Raw genomic sequence first — 17,879 nt, forward strand, 5'->3', positions numbered from 1 at the left:
ACCTCAGATGTCAGACTCCGGCTTTCCGTTTCGCGCTCTCGCCGCCACTTCGCTTTTGATGCGATTGAGCAGAAGCGAGTGATCGTAGGGCTTCGACAACAGCGGGCCGTCCTCGCAGAGGTCCTGCGCCTTGGCGGCCGCCTTCTGGACGGTGCCGGCGAGAATGATCTTTGCGTCGATACCGTTCGACCGCATCCAACGCGCAAGACCGAAGCCATCGATCTTGCCGGGGCTGCTCACGTCGGCCAGCACGATGCCGATGGCAGCGCTGCCCGTGGTCAGCACCTCAACCGCTTCATCGGTATTCAGGGCTTCAACCACCTTATAGCCGCAGTCGCGCAAATATTCAGCGAGCGGCTTCCGCACGAGCACGTCGTTCTCCACCAACAGGATATGGGGACTAGTCATACCGCTTCACTGTTCGACGTGAAACCGCCCCCCGCGTCGTCCAGAATGGCACGGATTTTCTGAGCCACGTCGCCAAGTACATAGGGCTTCGTCATCAGCGGCGTTCCGTCGATCTCGCCCGGCAGCAGATGCCCAGACGTCAGGATCACCGGGATATGCGGGTAGAGAAGCCGCACCTGCTGGGAAAGGCCTATGCCATCCAGCGACCCTGGCATGCGCACATCCGAGAAGACCAGCCCTACATCGTTATGTGACCGCAGGTATTCCAGAGCTTCGTCGGCTGTACCAGCCTCGATGACATGGAAGCCACAGTCTCTCAGGTAGTCGCATATGACATACCTTACCAAAATCTCGTCTTCAACGACGAGTATCGACGTGCGTTCTTCTTCCGAGTCGGATGCAGGCTCGATCATCTCACCCCCTTTCCGACACAATGCCCAAGCTGGTCCCAGGTTCCTGGAGCGGCACGAGCCGGGCGCCGTAGCGCGCCTCGGCGCACAAAAAGGACGGACTGGCCGACGGAGCGCGTGACCGGTAGGAGTGATCAGGGTGGGGCAGGCAGATGCAGGAAACTCTCGTGCAACACCTCCGCAGCATGGGCGGAAATTTCTGCGCATCGGCAGAACGATTCGACGGGACTGACGGGGGCCGCACCGACGAGCATGTGTTCCAAAATCTCCATTGGGGATTGGAACTGTTGCTGAAGGCCTACCTTCACCATCGCGGGTGGACGGATGCGCGCTGCATCGCAGATGTCCGACACGATCTCGGCAAGGCGCTCGCCGCGTGCGAGCGGGAGGGGCTCGAGGGTATCGACCCCGAGATTCGCGCCTTCCTGCAAGCCCTCAGCCCTTTTTCGCGTGTCCATCGTGTGGCCGAGTTCGTGGAGGCGGGCGCCGCCGGCTGGACTGCGGCGGACGCGATCACGGTGAGCACCCGCCTTCGGAAAGCACTCGCCAGCGGCTTTTGGGTGGAGGGCGGCGAGGGATGAAGCCTTTCCCCGGGCCAGCCCGTGCTCTCACCGAACCCCATCTGCGGGCGGCACCCCGGAGGCCGTGCTGAAACTCCGCGTCGGAGCGAGGCACGGCGACGCGCCCTGCAAGACACGACTTTGGCGCTGTCCAACCCTACTTTGGTTCACTGGACAAAAGGGAGCCGGGTCAGGAGAGAGATTTGTCTGATGAGAGCGAAGGTATACTAACCAGAGTCAAGCGCTGGGCGCGACGGATCAAGCGGGACGTCGAGGCGCTCTGGATTGCGGCGCGTGATCCTCGCGTTCCTTGGTATGCCAAGGCGGTCTGCGCCGCGATCGCAGCGTATGCGCTTTCACCGATCGACCTGATCCCCGACTTCATCCCCGTGCTCGGTTATCTGGACGAGATCGTCCTGTTGCCGCTGGCGATCCTCCTTGCTGTGCGCCTGGTCCCACCTCAACTCATGGCCGAGTTTCGCGCGAAGGCCGACTCGCGAGCGGACCGTCCTGTCAGCTGGGTGGCAGCCGCGTCCATCGTCATCCTCTGGATCGCGGCCGCGATCCTGCTGCTCTGGCTGTTTTGGTCGAGGCCTATGACAGGCTAGAGCGCCGCGTTTTCCGCGCATCCTGCCCCGCAAGGCGCCCATAAGAGGATGAGGGCAGCGGCTATCGCCGTGACGGGTTGAGGGTCGAGAGAGAGGCTCCCGGCCGGCTCGTCATGGAGATGAGTCATGACCGAAGTTGAAGTCCTGGATACCCGCCCCGATGCGCGTGGCGGCTACAAGGTCGATGTCAGTCGAGGTGAGCGAATCGGCCGCGTGTCGTCCGAGTGGTTCAACCGACCGGCCGACGAACGCTACCTATCACTGTCCGAGCTGATGGCGTCGGTGAAAGGGCGGGCCGCGCGCAGTCGCACCCGCACCGTCGAGAGCGCCGCCGTTCGCGTCGAAGCCAGCCGCGACAATGCCGAGCGGCTCGACCTGGTGCTGCCCGGCTCCGAGGCGCCGGTCGCCCCCACGCACTGGAGCTTCGGCCAACTCGCCGCGCTGGTCGGCGCGCCGGCCGCCTATCTGCGCCAACTTCCGGCGCCGCTGGCGGGCATCAACCTACAATACGGCCTCACCTCGCACCGCGCCGAGCAGGTCAAGACTCTCGAGACCGACGATGGACGCGTCGAACTGCGCGCCGTCACCGGCCCGGACTATGGCCGCATCTTCGACCACGAGCTGGTCGCCGCGGTGCAGCGCATCGCCGGCAACGGCACCGGCGACACCCGCTGGAAGGTGCCAGGCGTGCTCGATTGGTCGACCGGCTTCTACAATCCGCGAGTGGACATCACCCAGGACACGACGACGCTCTACGCCAGCGACCGAGACGTGTTCCTCTTCCTGGTCGACGACCTCAACCCGATCGAAGCCGGGCGCCTGCCCGACGGCTCGCCTGATCTCTATTTCCGGGGCTTCTACTGCTGGAACTCGGAGGTCGGCGCGAAGACGCTCGGGATGGCCAGCTTCTATCTCCGCGCCGTTTGCCAGAACCGCAATCTCTGGGGCGTCGAAGACTTCGAGGAGATCACGATCCGGCACTCCAAATATGCCGCTTCCCGTTTCGCTCACGAGGCGGCGCCGGCGCTGACGCGCTTCGCGAACTCTTCACCGGCGCCTTTCATCAATGGCATCAAGGCCGCCCGGGCGCAGATCGTCGCCCGCACGGACGAGGACCGGACCGACTTCCTGCGCAAGCGTGGATTCGGCAAGGCCGAAACCGCCAAGATCATCGAGGCGGTGCTCGTCGAGGAGGGCCGCGCGCCGACCAGCGTCTTCGACTTCGTCCAGGGCATCACCGCTGTCGCCCGCGACAAGCCGCACCAGGACGCGCGGCTGGATCTCGAAGCCCGGGCAAAGAAGCTCCTCGACCGCGCGGCCTGACTCCTGCCGAGCCGTGGAATCGGCTTTGCCGGTTCGCGGCTCTCCGGCTCTGCGCTTTTCCTGATCCACGTTTCTGCGGCGTCGCTCTCTTCAGAGGAAGAGGGCGGCGCTGCGCTTCGTGACGGGTAGGAGGCCGAGAGAGAGGCTCCCGGCCGCCCGTCGTGGAGTGAAGACCATGGCCCAAGCGGCATCGAAGAAGATTACCCTGTCGTCCTCGCGCGACATCCCCCTCAACAAGCTCGTGCTCTCCCAGTCGAACGTCCGGCGCGTCAAGGCCGGCGTCTCGATCGAGGAGCTCGCCGAGGACATCGCCCGGCGCGGCCTGCTGCAGGGCCTGTCGGTTCGCCCCATCGTCGGCGAGGACGGGACCGAGACTGGCATCTACGAGATTCCGGCCGGCGGTCGGCGGTTCCGGGCGCTGGAGCTTTTGGTCAAGCAGAAGCGCCTCGCCAAAACTGCCCCCGTGCCCTGCGTCGTGCGCGACGACGGCATCGCCGAGGAAGACAGCCTCGCCGAGAACGTCCAGCGCGCGCCGCTGCACCCGCTCGACCAGTTCCGGGCCTTCCAGGCGCTGCGCGAGAAGGGCCAGTCCGAGGAGGATATCGCGGCGGCGTTCTTCGTGCCGGTCGCGGTCGTCAAGCAGCGGTTGAAGCTCGCTTCGGTGTCGCCGCGCCTGCTCGACGTCTATGCCGAGGACGGCATGACGCTGGACCAGCTGATGGCCTTCACCGTCTCGGGCGATCATGAGCGCCAGGAGCAGGTGTTCGAACGACTGACGCAAGGCTACGACAAGCAGCCCTACGTGATCCGGCGCATGCTGACCGAGCACGCCGTCCGCGCCTCCGACAAGCGGGCGCAGTTCGTCGGGATCGACGCCTATGTCGAGGCCGGCGGCACGGTCCTGCGCGACCTGTTCCAGGCCGACGATGGCGGCTGGCTGCAGGATGTCAGCCTGCTCGACATGATGGTGACGGAGAAGCTCCGGGAAGCAGCGGCCGAGGTAGAGGCCGAGGGCTGGAAGTGGACCGAGGTCGCGACTTCGTTCCCCTACGGCCATGTGTTCGGCCTTCGTCAGCTGCGCGGCGAGGAGGTCCCCATTACCGAGCAGGAGGAAGCCGCGCGTGCCGCGCTCCAGGCCGAGCTCGATGGACTGGAGGCCGAATACGCCGAGGCGGACGAGCTGCCCGAAGAGGTGGACGCACGCCTGGGCGAGATCGAGACCGCGCTGGAGGCCCTCGATCAGCGGCCGGTCCGGTTCGACGTCGACGAGATCGGGCGCGCCGGCGCCTTCGTGAGCATCGACGCCGGCGGCGGTCTGCGGATCGAGCGCGGGTTCGTCCGGCCGGAGGACGAGCTGCCGATCGAGCCGGAGGCGGACAGCGCCACCGGCGAACTGACCGGCGATGGCGAGGAGACGCGGACCGTCGCAGCTCAGGTCGACGACGATGGCACGGCCGTTCAGGTCGGACCCGTCGAGGAGCCGGAGGAGGATGAGGGCCTGAAGCCCATTCCCGACCGGCTGATGGCGGAACTCACCGCGCATCGCACGATCGCGCTGCGCCACGCGCTCGGCGAGAACCCGGACGTGGCGTTCCTGGCGGCGCTGCACGCGCTCTGCATCCGCGTGTTCTACCGCTACGCGCTCGACACCTGCCTGGAGCTCGACCTGAAGAGCGCCGGCTTCGCCGCTCAGGCGCCCGGGCTCGCCGATACGCCGTCGGCCCGCGCGCTCGATGTGCGGCATCAGGCCTGGGCCAACACCCTCCCGAAGGAGCCGGAAGAGCTCTGGGACGCGCTCGACGGCTTCGATGCGGACAGCCGGCAGGCGCTGTTCGCGCACTGCGTCGCGCTGTCGGTCAACGCCGTGATCGAGCCCTACAATCGCCGGCCGCGGGCGATCCTTCATGCCGACCGGCTCGCGCAGGCGGTCGATCTCGACATGGCGGGCGCCGGCTGGACCCCGACCGTGGACGGTTTCCTCGGCCGGCTCACCAAGGCGCGCATCCTCGCCGCCGTGCGCGAGGCGAAGGGCGACCGGGCCGGTGACCGCATCGAGCATATGAAGAAGGGCGACATGGCGGAGGCCGCCGCGCAGATCCTCGCGGGCTCGGGCTGGCTGCCGGAGCCGCTGCGCACGCCTGGGCGGGCGATCGGCACCGTCGCTGCGGAGACGGCCGACGCCGGCGACGCGGCAATCACGGCGCCGGCCCCGGTCGAGACCGCCGACACCGATGTCGTCGAAGAGACGGCGGAGGACGGCGGCGAAACGGCTATGGGCGAGTTCGATCCCGTCGACGATGATGAGGAAGCCGAGGCCAACGTCCCCCACGCCGTCGCGGCCGAATAACGTTCGTCAACAAACCCGTCTCCACCTCAGGCCCGCCGGCGACGGCGGGCCTTCTTTTTCTGGGGTCGCCTTATGCCGAAAACCGCATCAGACCTCGCGCAGCGTCTCGGCCGTCAGGCGGAAGCGGTCTGCCGCCATTACCTTTCCGCCGGACGCCGCGAGGGCCGCTACTGGCTGGTCGGCGACGCACGCAACACGCCCGGCCGATCGATGTTCGTCCGGCTGAAAGGCTCCGAGTCCGGCAAGGGCGCGGCCGGCAAATGGACCGACGCGGCCACGGGCGAGCATGGCGACCTGCTCGACGTGATCCGCGAAAGCTGTGGCCTCATCGATTTCAAGGACGTCACCGATGAGGCGCGGCGCTTCCTCAGCCTGCCGCATCCTGAGCCTCACCCTGATCAGCGGTCCTCGCGCCAGGCAGCCGCTCCGACCGGATCGCCGGAGGCGGCACGGCGGCTGGTCGCCATGTCGCAGCCGATCTCGGGCACTCTCGCCGAAACGTATCTCCGCAAACGCGGCATTACGGCTTTGCACGCAAGCGGGTCGCTGCGCTTCCACCCTCGCTGCTACTATCGCCCCGACGAGCATTCTCCGACCCAGACGTGGCCGGCAATGATCGCGGTCGTCACCGACCTTAACGGCAGGATCACCGGGGCGCACCGCACCTATCTCGCGCCCCCTGGCATGGATTCGAGCGCAGACGGCAAGGCGACGATCGACACGCCGAGGCGGGCGATGGGCGACCTCCTCGGACACGCCGTACGGTTCGGCGTGGCGGGCCAGGTGATGGCGGCCGGCGAAGGCATTGAGACCATGCTTTCTTTGAGGCAAGTCCTGCCCGCCATGCCCGTGGCGGCGGCGCTCTCTGCCGCGCACCTTGCCGCCCTCCTCTTCCCGGACACGCTGCGCCGGCTCTACATCGCGCGCGACGACGATCCGGCAGGCGACGGCGCGATGGCGACCTTGACCGAACGCGCGCATGCGGTCGGCATCGAGGCGATCGTGCTGTCGCCGAGCCTTGAGGACTTCAACGAAGACTTGCGCATCCTGGGCCAGGATAGCCTTCGGGCAGCCTTGCGGGTGCAGATCGCGGCGCAGGACGTCGCGCGCTTTATGCAGTTGGCGGCATAGGCCGAGAAGGGATGTGGCAGGCAATCCGCTCTCCGCCTCGCTCAGATGCTTTCCCGTGTCGGGGAGGACCGCGCCCCGGCCTTCGAGAGGGCGATCGGCCGGCAACCGGGCCGGACCGGCAATGTCTGCAGCCGACTATTTTCCGGCGCGGCCCCGTTGGGCCGCTTTCCATCGCGAAACAAAATAGCCGGCCTCCGCCATCCTCCGCTGACGCTTCGGCCCTGCGCTTCGCTGCGGGTGCAGGTCCGGTCCGCTCGCCAGCTTTCGTCGCCATGAAGGCCGCGAGGGTCGCGGTCACGACCGACGGAGCATCCCATGAGCGAGCATCACGACCACGAACCGGACCACGCCGCATCTCCCACCGACCATGTCCTCAGCGAACTTCAGCTCTATGGCTACCGTCCCTTCGCGGACGACCCCGACCCGAGGGAACTGCCCGATGGCAACCAGGTGGCAGGCGCCATCGCGGACATCTTCGACGCCCTGATCTCGACGCTCGAAGACACCCGCCTCGAGCCGGACCTCGACGACCTCCTCTGGTCGACGGTCAACCTCTTCCACCGCGCCACCCAGCGGATCGAGCGCGAACTGGACGACAACGAGCAGGCGCAGCGCCGCTCGCAGCGCGAGCAGGACGGCAGCGAGGTGAAGTCGGTCGAGTTGGAACGCCTCATTGCCGAAGGGCAGACGCTGATCGAGCGGCGCGACGCCTTCGAACTGATGCGCGACGAGGCCGCCGAGCAGTTCGAGCGCCAAACTCGCTCATCGTGGAGACCCCGCAGCGGATCGATGGTCAACCACCGCCACCTGACCTCGGCGATGATCGACAGCCGTGACTTCCTCGCGGCGAAGAAGCGGGCCGAGACGCAGGTCATGCTGCCGGCTGGCCCGAAGATCGCCTTCACCGGCGGACTGGACTTCAACGATCACCGTCTGATCTGGGCCAAGCTCGATCAGGTCCACGCCAAGCACCCCGACATGGTGCTGTTGCACGGCGGTTCGCCCAAGGGCGCCGAACGCATCGCATCCCGTTGGGCGGACCATCGCAAGGTGCCGCAGGTGGCGTTCAAGCCCGACTGGACCAGGCACGCCAAGGCCGCGCCCTTCAAGCGTAACGATCAGATGCTGGACGTGCTGCCGATCGGGGTCATGCGTTTTCCCGGCACGGGCATCCAGGACAACCTCGCCGACAAGGCGAAGAAGCTCGGCATCCCGGTTTGGCACTTCGGAGCCGGGGCGAGTTAGCCCCGGACTTCCGCAAAACCATCTATTTTTGTTAGGATTTGCCAATGTCCGACGATCCTATCATGACCGAGATCCAAGCAGCCATCACGACCTTACAAGGTGGTGCACGAGCCGAAGCGCGCCAAGCGTTCGTGGATATCTGGGATAAAATTGAGCGCGATCCAAGACCCCTCCATGAGTGCACACTGGCGCATTTCATGGCCGATGCGCAGGACAACCTGCAGGATGAGCTGGCATGGGACCAGCGAGCGCTGGCTGCAGCGCTGCGCTGCACCGACGCCGAAGCCAAAGGACATCACGACAGCCTATCTATTGCGGCTTTCATGCCGTCGTTGCACCTCAACCTCGGCGACGATTATTTGCGCCTAGGAGACAGAGCGGCTTGCCAGCGCCATCTCGCGGCAGGAATGGCCGCCACCGCAGATCTGCCCGACACCCCGTATGCGAGCATGATTCGCGGCGGCCTGGATCGTCTGGCCGAGCGTCTCAATTCGGTGCCGTAGGACCGCTCCGTTTCAGGCCGCGCACTGTTGCATTCTCCTGCGGGCTCATGACAAGGGCGAAGTCCGGCCCGTATCCAGAACAACCATCGAACCACCCATCGCCGGCCACCATCTCCCGCTTTGCTGCGCTGATCCTTGGTCCGACCGATCGATTGACGCCATCAACCAATAATATGTGGAACGGCCCGCGTAGCAAGAGCTCTCAGCATTCGACTCATCCATGGGACGGTGCGATCAGGCATATCTAAAGATTAGCACCGTCCACGTCTTGAATTACCAGGGCATCGAGATCGATCGAAGGCACGCACCGTAGGTTAATGAACGCAATATCAGCACCATCTGGACCCTTGCCATAACCAAACGCCTCACAACCACATGTCGAACAGAACCGGTGAGCAATGGCATGTTTATTGAAGAAATAATCCGTAAGCACCTCTTCTCCCTGAAGGATCATTAGACTGCCTGATGGCACAAAGGATAGCAAAAACCCCTTCCTTCGACAGTGCGAACAGTTACACCTGACCGCATTCGCTGGAAGGTCTTCGTTAACTCGGAATGCTACCTTCCCACAGTGACAGCTGCCTTCGTAAGCCATGCAGCGCCTCCATACAGCTTGCTACGTAAAGCCAGTTAACAACACGAACGCCCCCTTGGGTGCCTGCCGCGACAACCCGGCCGGGGAGCCACGTAATGGCCACTCGTCAAAGGAGCTGGCACCTAAACCATTGGTCGCAAGACTCCGATTTGCCCCTGGCGTGCATCTGATTGGAAGCAAAGGGGCCTGCGAGCTGCGTCCAACCTACCTTCTAGGCTCATAGCGCAGAGCCACGGCGCCGGAGCTCAGCTCAATCCGATCGACGAGTTTCAAGTCTATGACCTTTGAGAGGCCGGCGAACAAGCTGGGGCCACGCCCCACAATAATGGGCTGGACCACGAACTCATACTCGTCGATCAGGCCCAGCTCCGCCAACGCCATTGGGAGCCTGACGCCACCGGTGAACACCGCCTTCCCGGGTTCTTGTTTAAGCGCCTGGACGGCCTCGGCCAAATCGCCACGGACCAGCTCCGCGTTCCAATCGACCTCGCCGAGCGTGCTGGAAACGACGTACTTCTTCATCGCATCAATGGTCCGTGCGAACGGGTCCGTCCACTCGGGCATTGTCAAGGTCCGCGTCTCCAGCCGCCACGCTTCCTCCATCATCTGGTAGGTGACGCGACCAAAGAGCAGCGCATCGGCGCGGCCCATGCTCGCTATGGCATGGTGATGTGTTGCACGCAGCGCCTCCTCCAGAAGCACCGCGTCCGTAGAGCCGGCGCTATGGTCGACACAACCGTCGATCGTCACGTTGATGGAGTAGAGAAGGGGTCGCACTATGGACGTTGCTCCTTTGTTGCTCTTGCTGAGATAGCCAGGTCGAATTTTTGCAGCTGGCTGGTCAATCCAAGGATTGCGCCGCTTGTCATCTCGGGGTCCGGATGACGATCCGCCGTAAGGACCATCCGGACACGCCCGGCTTCGACGCTCATCTCGACCAGCATGTCATACGGATACGTCTCGACGCCGGGGACGAAGTCCATGTCGAAGCGGATGCGCAGTCGCCGGTGGCGCACTATCTCCACGAGCCGACCGCTCACCCGCGCGGTCTGCCGCATGTCGAGGTTTGCCAGGTAGGCGACCTGCTCGGCACCCACCGCGGTCATCACATAATCAAAGGCGCCGCCGACCCGCAGCTGAAGGGCCGTCATCTCGACGCGCATTCCCTCGGGTGCGAACCACTCCTCCAGCCCTTCTTTCGTGGTCCAAAGCGCCCAGACGTCCTCGATCGATGCGTCATAGATCCGCTCGAACCTGATGGGACCCGCGGCCCGCTCGCTGCGGTGCGCCATCACTTCTCACCCTCGGATTGCCGCGCGCTCCCCCGTCGCGCCAGAGCTGCATCGAAACGATCGAGCCGGCCCTCCCAAAGCCTGCGATAGCTTCGAACCCAGTCGTCGATCGCATGGAACGGCTCAGGTCGGAGCGAGTAGAGGCGCCTTGCCCCATCGGGCCTCATGACGACGAATCCCGCTTCCCCGAGGATTCTCAGGTGCCGCGAAACGCCGGACTGATCGATGTCCACGGCACGAACGAGGTCGCCCACCGCCTGTTCCCCGGCTGCTAGCGCTTCGACGATACGAAGCCGCGTCGGGTCGGCCAATGTCTGGAAAACGCTTTGTTGCATCATGATGCATATGTATGTCGGTGCATATCGAGCGTCAAGCCGCCTGCCCACGGCCGGGACCATGGGCGTTGGCGCCCAGCCTCAACTCCGCTTCTGACGGGGGTAACCGCAGCCCTTCGTCACGGGTCGAGAGGCAGGTGCCGGCCGAACAGCGATCCGCGAGGCTATGTCCTGACCAACCAATAAAGATCGAGGCGCGTCGTACTGGAGAATCCAGCCAAGCCTCCGGTCCAGACGTCGGACCAGCCCCCTTGTCCTTGCGCTGATCCTTGGTCCGGCCGAGGGCCTGACGCCATCAACCCGTAAAGGGTCGGCTATGCGCGCATGCCGCCGCTGCGGCTTCGCCTGCGCGGTGATTGCGGCCTTCGCCCGGACACATCGGGCGCCTGTCACGCGGGGGATGGTCCCCCGCCTCCAGACAGGAGCCGGAACGATGTCCCTCAACCAAGCGCACGCCTTCGCCTTCAGCCTCGCCACGACGCTGATGGTCACCATCGTGATCTTCCAGGCCGGTGACGGCAGCCTCTCCGTCGTTCCCGCCAACGAATATGACGGCGACGCCGCGGCTATCGTCCACGAAGTAGATCCCTTCGCGCTCTAAGCACGATCGGCTCCGCGGAGCGAAGATCCTGCCGGATTTCCGCTCCCGCGCTTGCTCTCTTTCGGCTATATTTCGATCTGCGCCGTGGCGGTGGTGGAAGGCGCGACCCGCAGGCTATTGCATGGAGCACCACCATGGTTATCGGCATCCTCCTCAGCATCGCAACCATCGGCATCTTGTGCTGGCTGCTCTTCACCCTCGCCATCTACGCGCTGCCCCTGTTTGCCGGCGTCGTCGCCGGCAGCTGGGCCTATGAGATGGGCGCAGGCTGGCCCGGCGGCATCCTGGTCGGCCTCATAACCGCCGGGCTGACGCTCGGGCTCGGCCAATTCCTCTTCACCATCACCCGCCCGGCTTGGCTGCGGCTGGCCGTCGGGCTGGTCTTTGCAGCGCCTGCGGCGCTGGCCGGCTATCACGCCGTCCACGGGATCGTGAAACACGCGGTGCCCTCGGAGACTTGGCAGATGCTGTTCTCCGCAATCGGAGCCGTCGCCGTCGGCGTGACGGCCTGGGTCCGGATCGCTGCCGCAGCTCCCGCCCAGTCGGGCGAGAGGCTCGCGGGGGCGTAATACCCATCTGAGGGATGCAGCGGCGGGACCAGACCCTGGTTCAGCGCACCTCCTCGACCAGAGGACGGTCGGGGAGCGGGTGGCTCGAAGCGTCCAGTCCAGCCGAGAGCCGCGCCGTTCGAGGGCTTGCGACGGGGTCGGCGCGGACGCACGCATTGATGAAGACGCGAGCAGCAGCGTCCCCGCCCAGAAGCGGGCTTCGGGGACCGCGCGAGCGTCGTACGCACGCCAAGTTGATGACGATCGCCATCTGTCCGGAGCCGGGCTTTGCGGGCGGCGACAGATCGCTAGGTCTCCGTTGACCCATTGCCTGTTGCGAGCGCACCGACACGGCCTCTTCGATGGGTGTATCTGGCCGAAGGACGGCTTCGCCTCAATCGCCTAAGGCGCAACAGCGCCGTCAAGACTTTCTTCCCCTGCCGGCTGCGCCGTCATTCCTCGCGCACCAAGAAAGTCCCTCCTTTGCTGTCTGAAGCCCTGCGGGTGCGCCGTCGATTGCCTCCGGCCGGGCGATCACCATCGAGGCCGCAATGGTGCGGGCTCGACAGGCAAATCCAAAGGAGACTTCCCATGGCGACCATCGGCACCTTCAAGAAGACCGGCTCGAACGAGTACACCGGCGAAATCGTCACCCTCAGCGTCCAGACCAAGAACGTCCGCATCGTCCCCGAAGCCCGCGCCAGCGGCGAGAACGCCCCCAGCCACCGGGTCTTCGTCGGCCGCGCCGAGATCGGCGCCGCCTGGTCGAAGCGCTCCAACGAGGGCCGCGACTATCTCGGTCTCAAGCTGGACGATCCGAGCTTCACCGCTCCGATCTACGCCAACCTCTTCGACGACGAGGAAGGCGAAGGCTTCAGCCTCATCTGGTCCCGCCCCAGCCGCCGCAACGGCGACTGAGGCCCCAGCGAATGCCCCGCCCGGCAAAACCGGGCGGGGCGATCTTTCAGCTCTCCGGCACCTTTGGCTTTGCCGTACGGCCATCGATTCAGCTGGAAGGGAGATGCGCTCCAAAGGCAGCCGCGAGTGCCGCCTCCAGCTCGTCGAGCCGATAGGGCTTCCGCAACAATCTCAGGCCCTCTGCGTCGCCATCCCGCTGGCCGTCGCTAAACCCGCTCGTGAGCACGACGGGCAGGCCCGGACGGCGGCGCGCGAGTTCGCGGGCGAGTTCAATGCCGCTCATGCCGCCCGGCATCACCACGTCGGAGAACACCAGATCGGCGGCGTGGCCGTTCTCCAGTTGCGCGAGCGCGGACGGCGCGCTCTCCGCCCGGCGAACCGTGAAGCCGAGCCCCTCCAGCATCTGGCCGGCCAGCTCCGCGACCTCGTCATTGTCTTCAACTAGGAGAATCCGGCGCTCGCCCTTCGGGCCTGGTACCTGTATTGCGGGTGCACTCGCCTCGACAGCCGCCGCGAGCGGAAGGCTGCTGGCGCGCGGCAGGTGTAGGATGATCCTCGTCCCCTCCCAGAGACGGCTCCGCACCTTCACATGTCCCCCCGACTGCTTGGCGAAGCCGTAGACCTGGCTGAGGCCGAGCCCGGTGCCGCTCCCGACCTCTTTGGTCGTGAAGAAGGGATCGAAGATCCGATCCAAGATGTCAGGTGCTATTCCGATGCCGGTGTCACGAACTTCGATCCGCACGAATTCGCCGGCCAGACGACTTTCGCCACGGCCGTCCAGTCGCGCATTGCCAGCGAAGATCGTCACGGTCCCGCCCTGCGACATGGCATCCCGCGCGTTGACGACCGTGTTGAGGATGGCAAGCTCGAGCTGCGTCTGGTCCGCCATCACCGGCCAGAGGTCTTCCGCAAGCTCGATCTCGAGCGCGATATCCTCGCGCAGAGCCCCTGCCATCAGGATGCGCATGTCATCGAAGCGAGCACGCAAGTCGATCGCCTCGGGCGCCAACGACATGCGTCGCGAGAAGGCAAGCATCTGGCGCGTCAACGACGCGCCGCGCGTGACGGCCTGGCGCATGCCGGAGACAATCCGCTCGCGGCGCTCCGGGTCGGGAGCCCGCCCCAACATGTCCAGCCCGCCAGAGACCACCATCAGAAGATTGTTGAAGTCATGGGCGACGCCGCCCGTGAGCTGGCCGATCGCCTCCATCTTCTGCGCCTGCCGGAGCGCCCGCTCGGCCTCCTGCCGCTGCTCCATTTCCGCCGCCAGCCTGCGGTTCGCCTCTTCCAGCTCCACGGTGCGTTCGCGAACGCGCTCTTCGAGCGTTTCGTTGAGGCCGCGCAATTCCTGCTCCTGCGCCCGCAACCGCGCCTCGACACGCTCCCGCTCGCGCAAATGGTCGCGCACCTGATATTGCCGCCGTCGCGCCCGGAGCGCCGAATGCAGGGTGCTGACCAGCGTTGCAGAGCGAAGCGGCCGCTCCAGCAGCACCAGATTGCCGAAGCCTGCGAAGTGTTCACTGCCGCGGCCGAACCCGGCGCTGCCGCGCGAGCCACTGGCCGTCACCACCAGGATCGGCGGCTCCGACCACGCGGGCTGCCGCGCAAGACAAGCCTGCAGCATGGACATCGCGGTCGGTGGCGAGACCTCCTCCTCGACGACCACCACTGCCCCGGCCCCTTCGTCCACTCCCCGGCATAGATCGGCGAGCGTGGCGACGGTCTGGGTCGCAAGTCCTGCTCGCTCCAAGATCGCCGCGACCGTGGGACCGTCCCGACGCGACGGCGCCAGGATCAGCACGCGCTCGTCACGTTCTTCAGCGCCCGGGATTTGCGTCATCGCGGGCGTCCGGAAGGGCCTCGGGACTTCCGACAAATCTGGGCGCGCCCGACAGGACCCCACGGAAGGAACGAATCGGCGGACCGACGCTGACGCCCTCGCCAGATATCAGACGATATTCGCGAATCGTCGTCTCGTGCCGGCCGCTGCGGCTCTTCAAGACTGATATCGCCTTGCGGACCTCGCCTTCAGCCTCGAAGTAACGCAGCAGGACGATGCCGTCGGCGAGGAAGCTGAGATCGATCGGCGCCGCCACGTCGCCGACCATGCCGTGCTGGGCCATGATCAGGATAGTGACCACCCCTTGATTCCCGAGATACGCCAGCAGCTCGTGCATATGCAGGATGAGCGCCTGCTCCTCCGGCATCGACGCCATATAGCTGTTGAGGCTGTCGATCACGACCAGCTTCGCGCCCGCCTCGACGTTGCGCTTCACCTTGTCGACGAACTCGCCCGGTGACAGCGTCACCGGGTTGATCTGCTCCCAGACAAGCGTTCCGCTCTCTCTCGCCGCCTCGATCTCCATGCCGAGCCCTGCGGCTCGCGCCTCGGCGGTGCGGTAGTTCTCGTCGAAAGCGAAGAACGCCACCCGCTGCTCCTGGCGCGCCGCCGCCATCGTGTATTGCAGCGCGAGCGACGACTTGCCGACGCCCGACGGACCGATCAGGAGCGTGCTGGTCCCACGTTGAAGCCCTCCGCCGAGCATCTCATCGAGCGGCCCGACATCGCTCCGCAGCACATCTGCCGTGAACTCGGTCCGATGCTCGGCCGCGATCAGGCTCGGGTACACCAAAATACCGCCCTTGCAGATTGCATAGTCATGATAGCCGGTGCGGTAATCGACACCGCGCAGCTTGGCGACGCACATGCGGCGGCGGAAGACGCCGTATTGCATCCGCCGCTGCTCGAGGGTGACGACGCCATGGACGATGCTGTGCAACTGAAGACCTTGCGCGTTGTCGGTGAGATCATCGAGCGCCAGGACGGTGCATTGCTGATCCGCGAAGAAACGCTTCAAGGTCAGCAGCTGGCGGCGGTAGCTTAAAGAGTCGAGCGCGAGGAGACGCAATTCGGTCAGGGCATCGATGACCAGGCGGTCCGGCCGGAGCGCTTTCACCTTGTCGATGATCAAACCGACGGTGTGGTCGAGTTCGACCTCGGCGGCGTGGATGATGCCCTGCTGCTGCTCCGGATCGGCTTCCAGCGGCGCGACCTCCAGGATGGTCAAGCCATTCAGGTCGAGGCTGTGGCTGAGTGCGGTGGCGCGCAGCTCGCGCTCGGTTTCCGACAGCGTGATGTAGAGGCATCGCTCGCCCGACCGGACGCCTTCTAGGAGGAACTGCAGCGCGAGCGTGGTCTTGCCGGAACCCGGGGTGCCCTCGACCAGGTACATGTGTTCGCGCGCCAACCCGCCATGCACGACAGAATCGAAACCGGCGATGCCACTCGCGGCCAAGCTATCCAGTTGCGGTCGGTCTTCCACGGTCGACGCTCCCCGGTGCAAACACGCTTGGAGCGCGCGGCCGGGTCGCACGACCTCAGTTCGTCACAAGGCCAGCCCCTTTGGCGCAAGACTCCATCGCAGCCTGTAACTTAACAAAGCCGGTTTGGTTCAAACAAGCTTGCCTGATCTTGCAGATGTCTGGGACTGCGCGTCGCCCAAAGGTCGCGATCAGCCCGACGAAGCTGTTTCTTCATCGAAAAGTTGCCCAACCACGACCGTGTGGTTCTTGACCTCCGGCCGCCCCATTCCCAAATTTCTGACGCGCCGGACGCTCGATTGAGGTCCGGCTCCGAGGGGCGTCCGGCGCTCCGGGCGCACCTCATTCAACCATGTTGCTTTGAGAAAGGACATGACGATGAACGTGCGTGATCTGATCCCCTGGGGTCGGGAAACCGATCAGACCCCGACCCCCTATCGGAGCGGGACTCCGAGCCCGTTCCTGTCGCTCCATCGCGACATGAACCGCCTGTTCGATGAGGCCTTCCGCGACTTCGGCGCGCCCGGTCTTTTCGGCCGCACCCCGGCGTGGCCAAGCGTCGAGGTGACCGAGACCGAGAAGGACGTGCGTATCGCCGCAGAACTCCCCGGCCTGGAGGAGAAGGACGTCGAGGTCCTCATCGAGGACGGCGTCCTGACGCTCCGCGGCGAAAAGCGCTCACACACCGAAGACGCGGCGCGGCAGTTCAGCGAGCGGATCTATGGCCGCTTCGAGCGCCGCATCGGGCTCGGCTTCGACGTCGAGGAGGAAAAGGTCGCTGCCGACTTCAAGAACGGCGTGCTGACCATCACCCTGCCGAAGTCCGAAAAGGCCCAGTCCAAAGCCAAGCGCATCGCCATCAACGGCGGCGCCCAGGCGCAGTAAGCCTGACGAGGCCAGGGGCAGACCCAGCCGGGTCGTCGCCCCCGGCCTTTCCTTTGCCGTACGCGGGAGGGACAGGTCATGAGCTATGTCTGGAAAGAAATAGAACCCGCGCAGCCCCTGTCCGAGACAAGTCGCACCGACCTCGGCCGCCGCGCGCCGCGTGCGCACAACCCGGACTCGGTGTTTCCTCCCGATGCCGTCGCTCGGATCTTTCGCCCCTCGCGCTCGGTCATGACCTCGGGCAAGGCGCGCACGAAGCATTGGATTCTCCGCTTCGAACGGCAAACCCCACCCTTCATCGAGCCTTTGATGGGTTGGACGGGTGGTGACGATCCGCTGACGCAGGTCGAACTCCGGTTTCCGACCCTCGAATCCGCGGTCGCCTACGCCCGACGCCAGGGTCTAACCTATGTCGTGAACTAAGCAGATCCGAAGGCGCCGGAGCAGCGGCGACCGGCAATTCTGCGCGCGCCCACCGCCATTCTGGTGCGCTGAATCCTCCTTGGGCTTGTGGAGGCGGACGGCTCGATCCCCCTCCGATCACAGTCGATTTGCGCTCATACCTAGGGGTCTGACGATACGGCTCATCTGATCAATTGGGCCAAACATCAGCAACGGATCAGGCGACCGAATCAGGTTGGCCGCTCCGCCCGGAAAAGTTGCCCCGAAACGGAAAAACACTGGCGGCTCCGACACAAGGACGACTATTATAGATGGGGTATTCGGAGCGTTTAGCGGTCGGCTTTAGTTGCTCCATAGTCCGCAAAGCGTATAGGCGAAGCGTTCAAGCGGCTTCACCAAATAACGTCTCTATCAGCGGACATTCTGGCAGCGTGCCGTCGGCGCATT

The 17,879-nt window shown here is 65.1% G+C and carries 20 protein-coding genes; 12 read left to right on the forward strand and 8 right to left on the reverse strand.

Annotation, left to right across the window (positions count from 1 at the left end):
* Nucleotides 1-3: 3 nt before the first annotated feature.
* Together AB4136_RS27695 and AB4136_RS27700 are read right to left on the reverse strand one after the other, a co-directional pair.
* Nucleotides 4-372, reverse strand: a complete 369-nt coding sequence (locus AB4136_RS27695; RefSeq protein ID WP_244625931.1) for a response regulator — start codon at nucleotides 370-372, stop codon at nucleotides 4-6.
* Between the two features lie 32 nt (nucleotides 373-404).
* The gene (locus AB4136_RS27700) at nucleotides 405-821 is read right to left on the reverse strand and encodes a response regulator (RefSeq protein ID WP_058639974.1); all 417 of its coding nucleotides are present in this window, start codon (nucleotides 819-821) and stop codon (nucleotides 405-407) included.
* Nucleotides 822-970: 149 nt separating this feature from the next.
* On the opposite strand from AB4136_RS27700, the gene AB4136_RS27705 reads away from it, so the two are divergent.
* From AB4136_RS27705 to AB4136_RS27735, 7 genes are all read left to right on the forward strand, one after another.
* On the forward strand, nucleotides 971-1,399 hold the full coding sequence (locus AB4136_RS27705; protein WP_137901411.1) for a hypothetical protein: 429 nt from the start codon (nucleotides 971-973) through the stop codon (nucleotides 1,397-1,399).
* 182 nt (nucleotides 1,400-1,581) lie between these two features.
* Nucleotides 1,582-1,986: a YkvA family protein gene (locus tag AB4136_RS27710; RefSeq protein ID WP_244625930.1), complete on the forward strand. Its 405-nt coding sequence runs from the start codon at nucleotides 1,582-1,584 to the stop codon at nucleotides 1,984-1,986.
* A gap of 126 nt (nucleotides 1,987-2,112) precedes the next feature.
* On the forward strand, nucleotides 2,113-3,309 hold the full coding sequence (locus AB4136_RS27715) for a DUF932 domain-containing protein (protein WP_137901412.1): 1,197 nt from the start codon (nucleotides 2,113-2,115) through the stop codon (nucleotides 3,307-3,309).
* A 175-nt stretch (nucleotides 3,310-3,484) separates the two neighbouring features.
* Nucleotides 3,485-5,656 carry a ParB/RepB/Spo0J family partition protein gene (locus AB4136_RS27720; RefSeq protein WP_137901413.1) on the forward strand — a complete coding sequence of 724 codons (2,172 nt, stop codon included), beginning with the start codon at nucleotides 3,485-3,487 and terminating at the stop codon, nucleotides 5,654-5,656.
* A 72-nt stretch (nucleotides 5,657-5,728) separates the two neighbouring features.
* Nucleotides 5,729-6,787, forward strand: a complete 1,059-nt coding sequence (locus AB4136_RS27725) for a DUF7146 domain-containing protein (RefSeq protein ID WP_137901414.1) — start codon at nucleotides 5,729-5,731, stop codon at nucleotides 6,785-6,787.
* A 315-nt stretch (nucleotides 6,788-7,102) separates the two neighbouring features.
* Nucleotides 7,103-8,032, forward strand: coding sequence for a DUF2493 domain-containing protein (locus AB4136_RS27730; protein WP_137901415.1), 930 nt, complete (start codon nucleotides 7,103-7,105; stop codon nucleotides 8,030-8,032).
* Between the two features lie 44 nt (nucleotides 8,033-8,076).
* Nucleotides 8,077-8,535, forward strand: coding sequence for a hypothetical protein (locus AB4136_RS27735; protein WP_137901416.1), 459 nt, complete (start codon nucleotides 8,077-8,079; stop codon nucleotides 8,533-8,535).
* 244 nt (nucleotides 8,536-8,779) lie between these two features.
* Here AB4136_RS27735 and AB4136_RS27740 read toward each other — a convergent pair whose 3' ends face one another.
* The 4 genes from AB4136_RS27740 to AB4136_RS27755 form a co-directional block, all read right to left on the reverse strand.
* Nucleotides 8,780-9,130 carry a GFA family protein gene (locus tag AB4136_RS27740; RefSeq protein ID WP_137901417.1) on the reverse strand — a complete coding sequence of 117 codons (351 nt, stop codon included), beginning with the start codon at nucleotides 9,128-9,130 and terminating at the stop codon, nucleotides 8,780-8,782.
* A gap of 204 nt (nucleotides 9,131-9,334) precedes the next feature.
* Nucleotides 9,335-9,907 carry a dihydrofolate reductase family protein gene (locus AB4136_RS27745; RefSeq protein ID WP_137901418.1) on the reverse strand — a complete coding sequence of 191 codons (573 nt, stop codon included), beginning with the start codon at nucleotides 9,905-9,907 and terminating at the stop codon, nucleotides 9,335-9,337.
* A complete protein-coding gene (locus tag AB4136_RS27750) occupies nucleotides 9,907-10,422 on the reverse strand; it encodes an SRPBCC family protein (protein ID WP_137901419.1) in 516 nt (171 codons plus the stop codon). The genes AB4136_RS27745 and AB4136_RS27750 overlap by 1 nt, the downstream gene beginning before the upstream one ends.
* Complete coding sequence (locus AB4136_RS27755) at nucleotides 10,422-10,820, reverse strand: ArsR/SmtB family transcription factor (RefSeq protein WP_441931876.1); 399 nt, start codon at nucleotides 10,818-10,820, stop codon at nucleotides 10,422-10,424. The genes AB4136_RS27750 and AB4136_RS27755 overlap by 1 nt, the downstream gene beginning before the upstream one ends.
* 370 nt (nucleotides 10,821-11,190) lie before the next feature.
* Here AB4136_RS27755 and AB4136_RS27760 point away from each other — a divergent pair, with 370 nt between their 5' ends.
* From AB4136_RS27760 to AB4136_RS27770, 3 genes are all read left to right on the forward strand, one after another.
* Entirely contained in the window at nucleotides 11,191-11,358 is a 168-nt protein-coding gene (locus AB4136_RS27760) for a hypothetical protein (RefSeq protein WP_171021003.1), read from the forward strand.
* Between the two features lie 134 nt (nucleotides 11,359-11,492).
* Complete coding sequence (locus AB4136_RS27765; RefSeq protein WP_137901421.1) at nucleotides 11,493-11,927, forward strand: hypothetical protein; 435 nt, start codon at nucleotides 11,493-11,495, stop codon at nucleotides 11,925-11,927.
* 570 nt (nucleotides 11,928-12,497) lie between these two features.
* Nucleotides 12,498-12,824 carry a DUF736 domain-containing protein gene (locus AB4136_RS27770; RefSeq protein WP_065997979.1) on the forward strand — a complete coding sequence of 109 codons (327 nt, stop codon included), beginning with the start codon at nucleotides 12,498-12,500 and terminating at the stop codon, nucleotides 12,822-12,824.
* 88 nt (nucleotides 12,825-12,912) lie between these two features.
* Here the strand turns inward: AB4136_RS27770 and AB4136_RS27775 are convergent, their stop codons facing one another.
* Entirely contained in the window at nucleotides 12,913-14,664 is a 1,752-nt protein-coding gene (locus AB4136_RS27775; protein WP_137901422.1) for an ATP-binding protein, read from the reverse strand.
* Nucleotides 14,642-16,147, reverse strand: coding sequence for an ATPase domain-containing protein (locus tag AB4136_RS27780; RefSeq protein WP_244625929.1), 1,506 nt, complete (start codon nucleotides 16,145-16,147; stop codon nucleotides 14,642-14,644). Before AB4136_RS27780 ends, AB4136_RS27775 begins: the two co-directional genes overlap by 23 nt.
* Before the next feature lie 376 nt (nucleotides 16,148-16,523).
* Between AB4136_RS27780 and AB4136_RS27785 the strand changes: the two genes are divergently transcribed.
* Both AB4136_RS27785 and AB4136_RS27790 read left to right on the forward strand, forming a co-directional pair.
* A complete protein-coding gene (locus AB4136_RS27785; protein WP_137901423.1) occupies nucleotides 16,524-17,030 on the forward strand; it encodes an Hsp20/alpha crystallin family protein in 507 nt (168 codons plus the stop codon).
* A 78-nt stretch (nucleotides 17,031-17,108) separates the two neighbouring features.
* Nucleotides 17,109-17,453 carry an ETC complex I subunit gene (locus tag AB4136_RS27790; RefSeq protein ID WP_137901424.1) on the forward strand — a complete coding sequence of 115 codons (345 nt, stop codon included), beginning with the start codon at nucleotides 17,109-17,111 and terminating at the stop codon, nucleotides 17,451-17,453.
* Nucleotides 17,454-17,879: the final 426 nt, after the last annotated feature.

The organism is Mesorhizobium sp. 2RAF21 (assembly GCF_052115345.1).
Classification (GTDB): Bacteria; Pseudomonadota; Alphaproteobacteria; order Rhizobiales; family Rhizobiaceae; genus Mesorhizobium; species Mesorhizobium terrae.

Excerpts from the sequence above, each read along its gene's own strand:
- AB4136_RS27700 (WP_058639974.1), bottom strand. The coding sequence starts at position 821 with ATGATCGAGCCTGCATCCGACTCGGAAGAAGAACGCACGTCGATACTC.
- AB4136_RS27705 (WP_137901411.1), top strand. The coding sequence starts at position 971 with ATGCAGGAAACTCTCGTGCAACACCTCCGCAGCATGGGCGGAAATTTC.
- AB4136_RS27715 (WP_137901412.1), top strand. The coding sequence starts at position 2,113 with ATGACCGAAGTTGAAGTCCTGGATACCCGCCCCGATGCGCGTGGCGGC.
- AB4136_RS27720 (WP_137901413.1), top strand. The coding sequence starts at position 3,485 with ATGGCCCAAGCGGCATCGAAGAAGATTACCCTGTCGTCCTCGCGCGAC.
- AB4136_RS27725 (WP_137901414.1), top strand. The coding sequence starts at position 5,729 with ATGCCGAAAACCGCATCAGACCTCGCGCAGCGTCTCGGCCGTCAGGCG.
- AB4136_RS27730 (WP_137901415.1), top strand. The coding sequence starts at position 7,103 with ATGAGCGAGCATCACGACCACGAACCGGACCACGCCGCATCTCCCACC.
- AB4136_RS27735 (WP_137901416.1), top strand. The coding sequence starts at position 8,077 with ATGTCCGACGATCCTATCATGACCGAGATCCAAGCAGCCATCACGACC.
- AB4136_RS27740 (WP_137901417.1), bottom strand. The coding sequence starts at position 9,130 with ATGGCTTACGAAGGCAGCTGTCACTGTGGGAAGGTAGCATTCCGAGTT.
- AB4136_RS27750 (WP_137901419.1), bottom strand. The coding sequence starts at position 10,422 with ATGGCGCACCGCAGCGAGCGGGCCGCGGGTCCCATCAGGTTCGAGCGG.
- AB4136_RS27755 (WP_441931876.1), bottom strand. The coding sequence starts at position 10,820 with ATGGTCCCGGCCGTGGGCAGGCGGCTTGACGCTCGATATGCACCGACA.
- AB4136_RS27760 (WP_171021003.1), top strand. The coding sequence starts at position 11,191 with ATGTCCCTCAACCAAGCGCACGCCTTCGCCTTCAGCCTCGCCACGACG.
- AB4136_RS27765 (WP_137901421.1), top strand. The coding sequence starts at position 11,493 with ATGGTTATCGGCATCCTCCTCAGCATCGCAACCATCGGCATCTTGTGC.
- AB4136_RS27770 (WP_065997979.1), top strand. The coding sequence starts at position 12,498 with ATGGCGACCATCGGCACCTTCAAGAAGACCGGCTCGAACGAGTACACC.
- AB4136_RS27775 (WP_137901422.1), bottom strand. The coding sequence starts at position 14,664 with ATGACGCAAATCCCGGGCGCTGAAGAACGTGACGAGCGCGTGCTGATC.
- AB4136_RS27785 (WP_137901423.1), top strand. The coding sequence starts at position 16,524 with ATGAACGTGCGTGATCTGATCCCCTGGGGTCGGGAAACCGATCAGACC.
- AB4136_RS27790 (WP_137901424.1), top strand. The coding sequence starts at position 17,109 with ATGAGCTATGTCTGGAAAGAAATAGAACCCGCGCAGCCCCTGTCCGAG.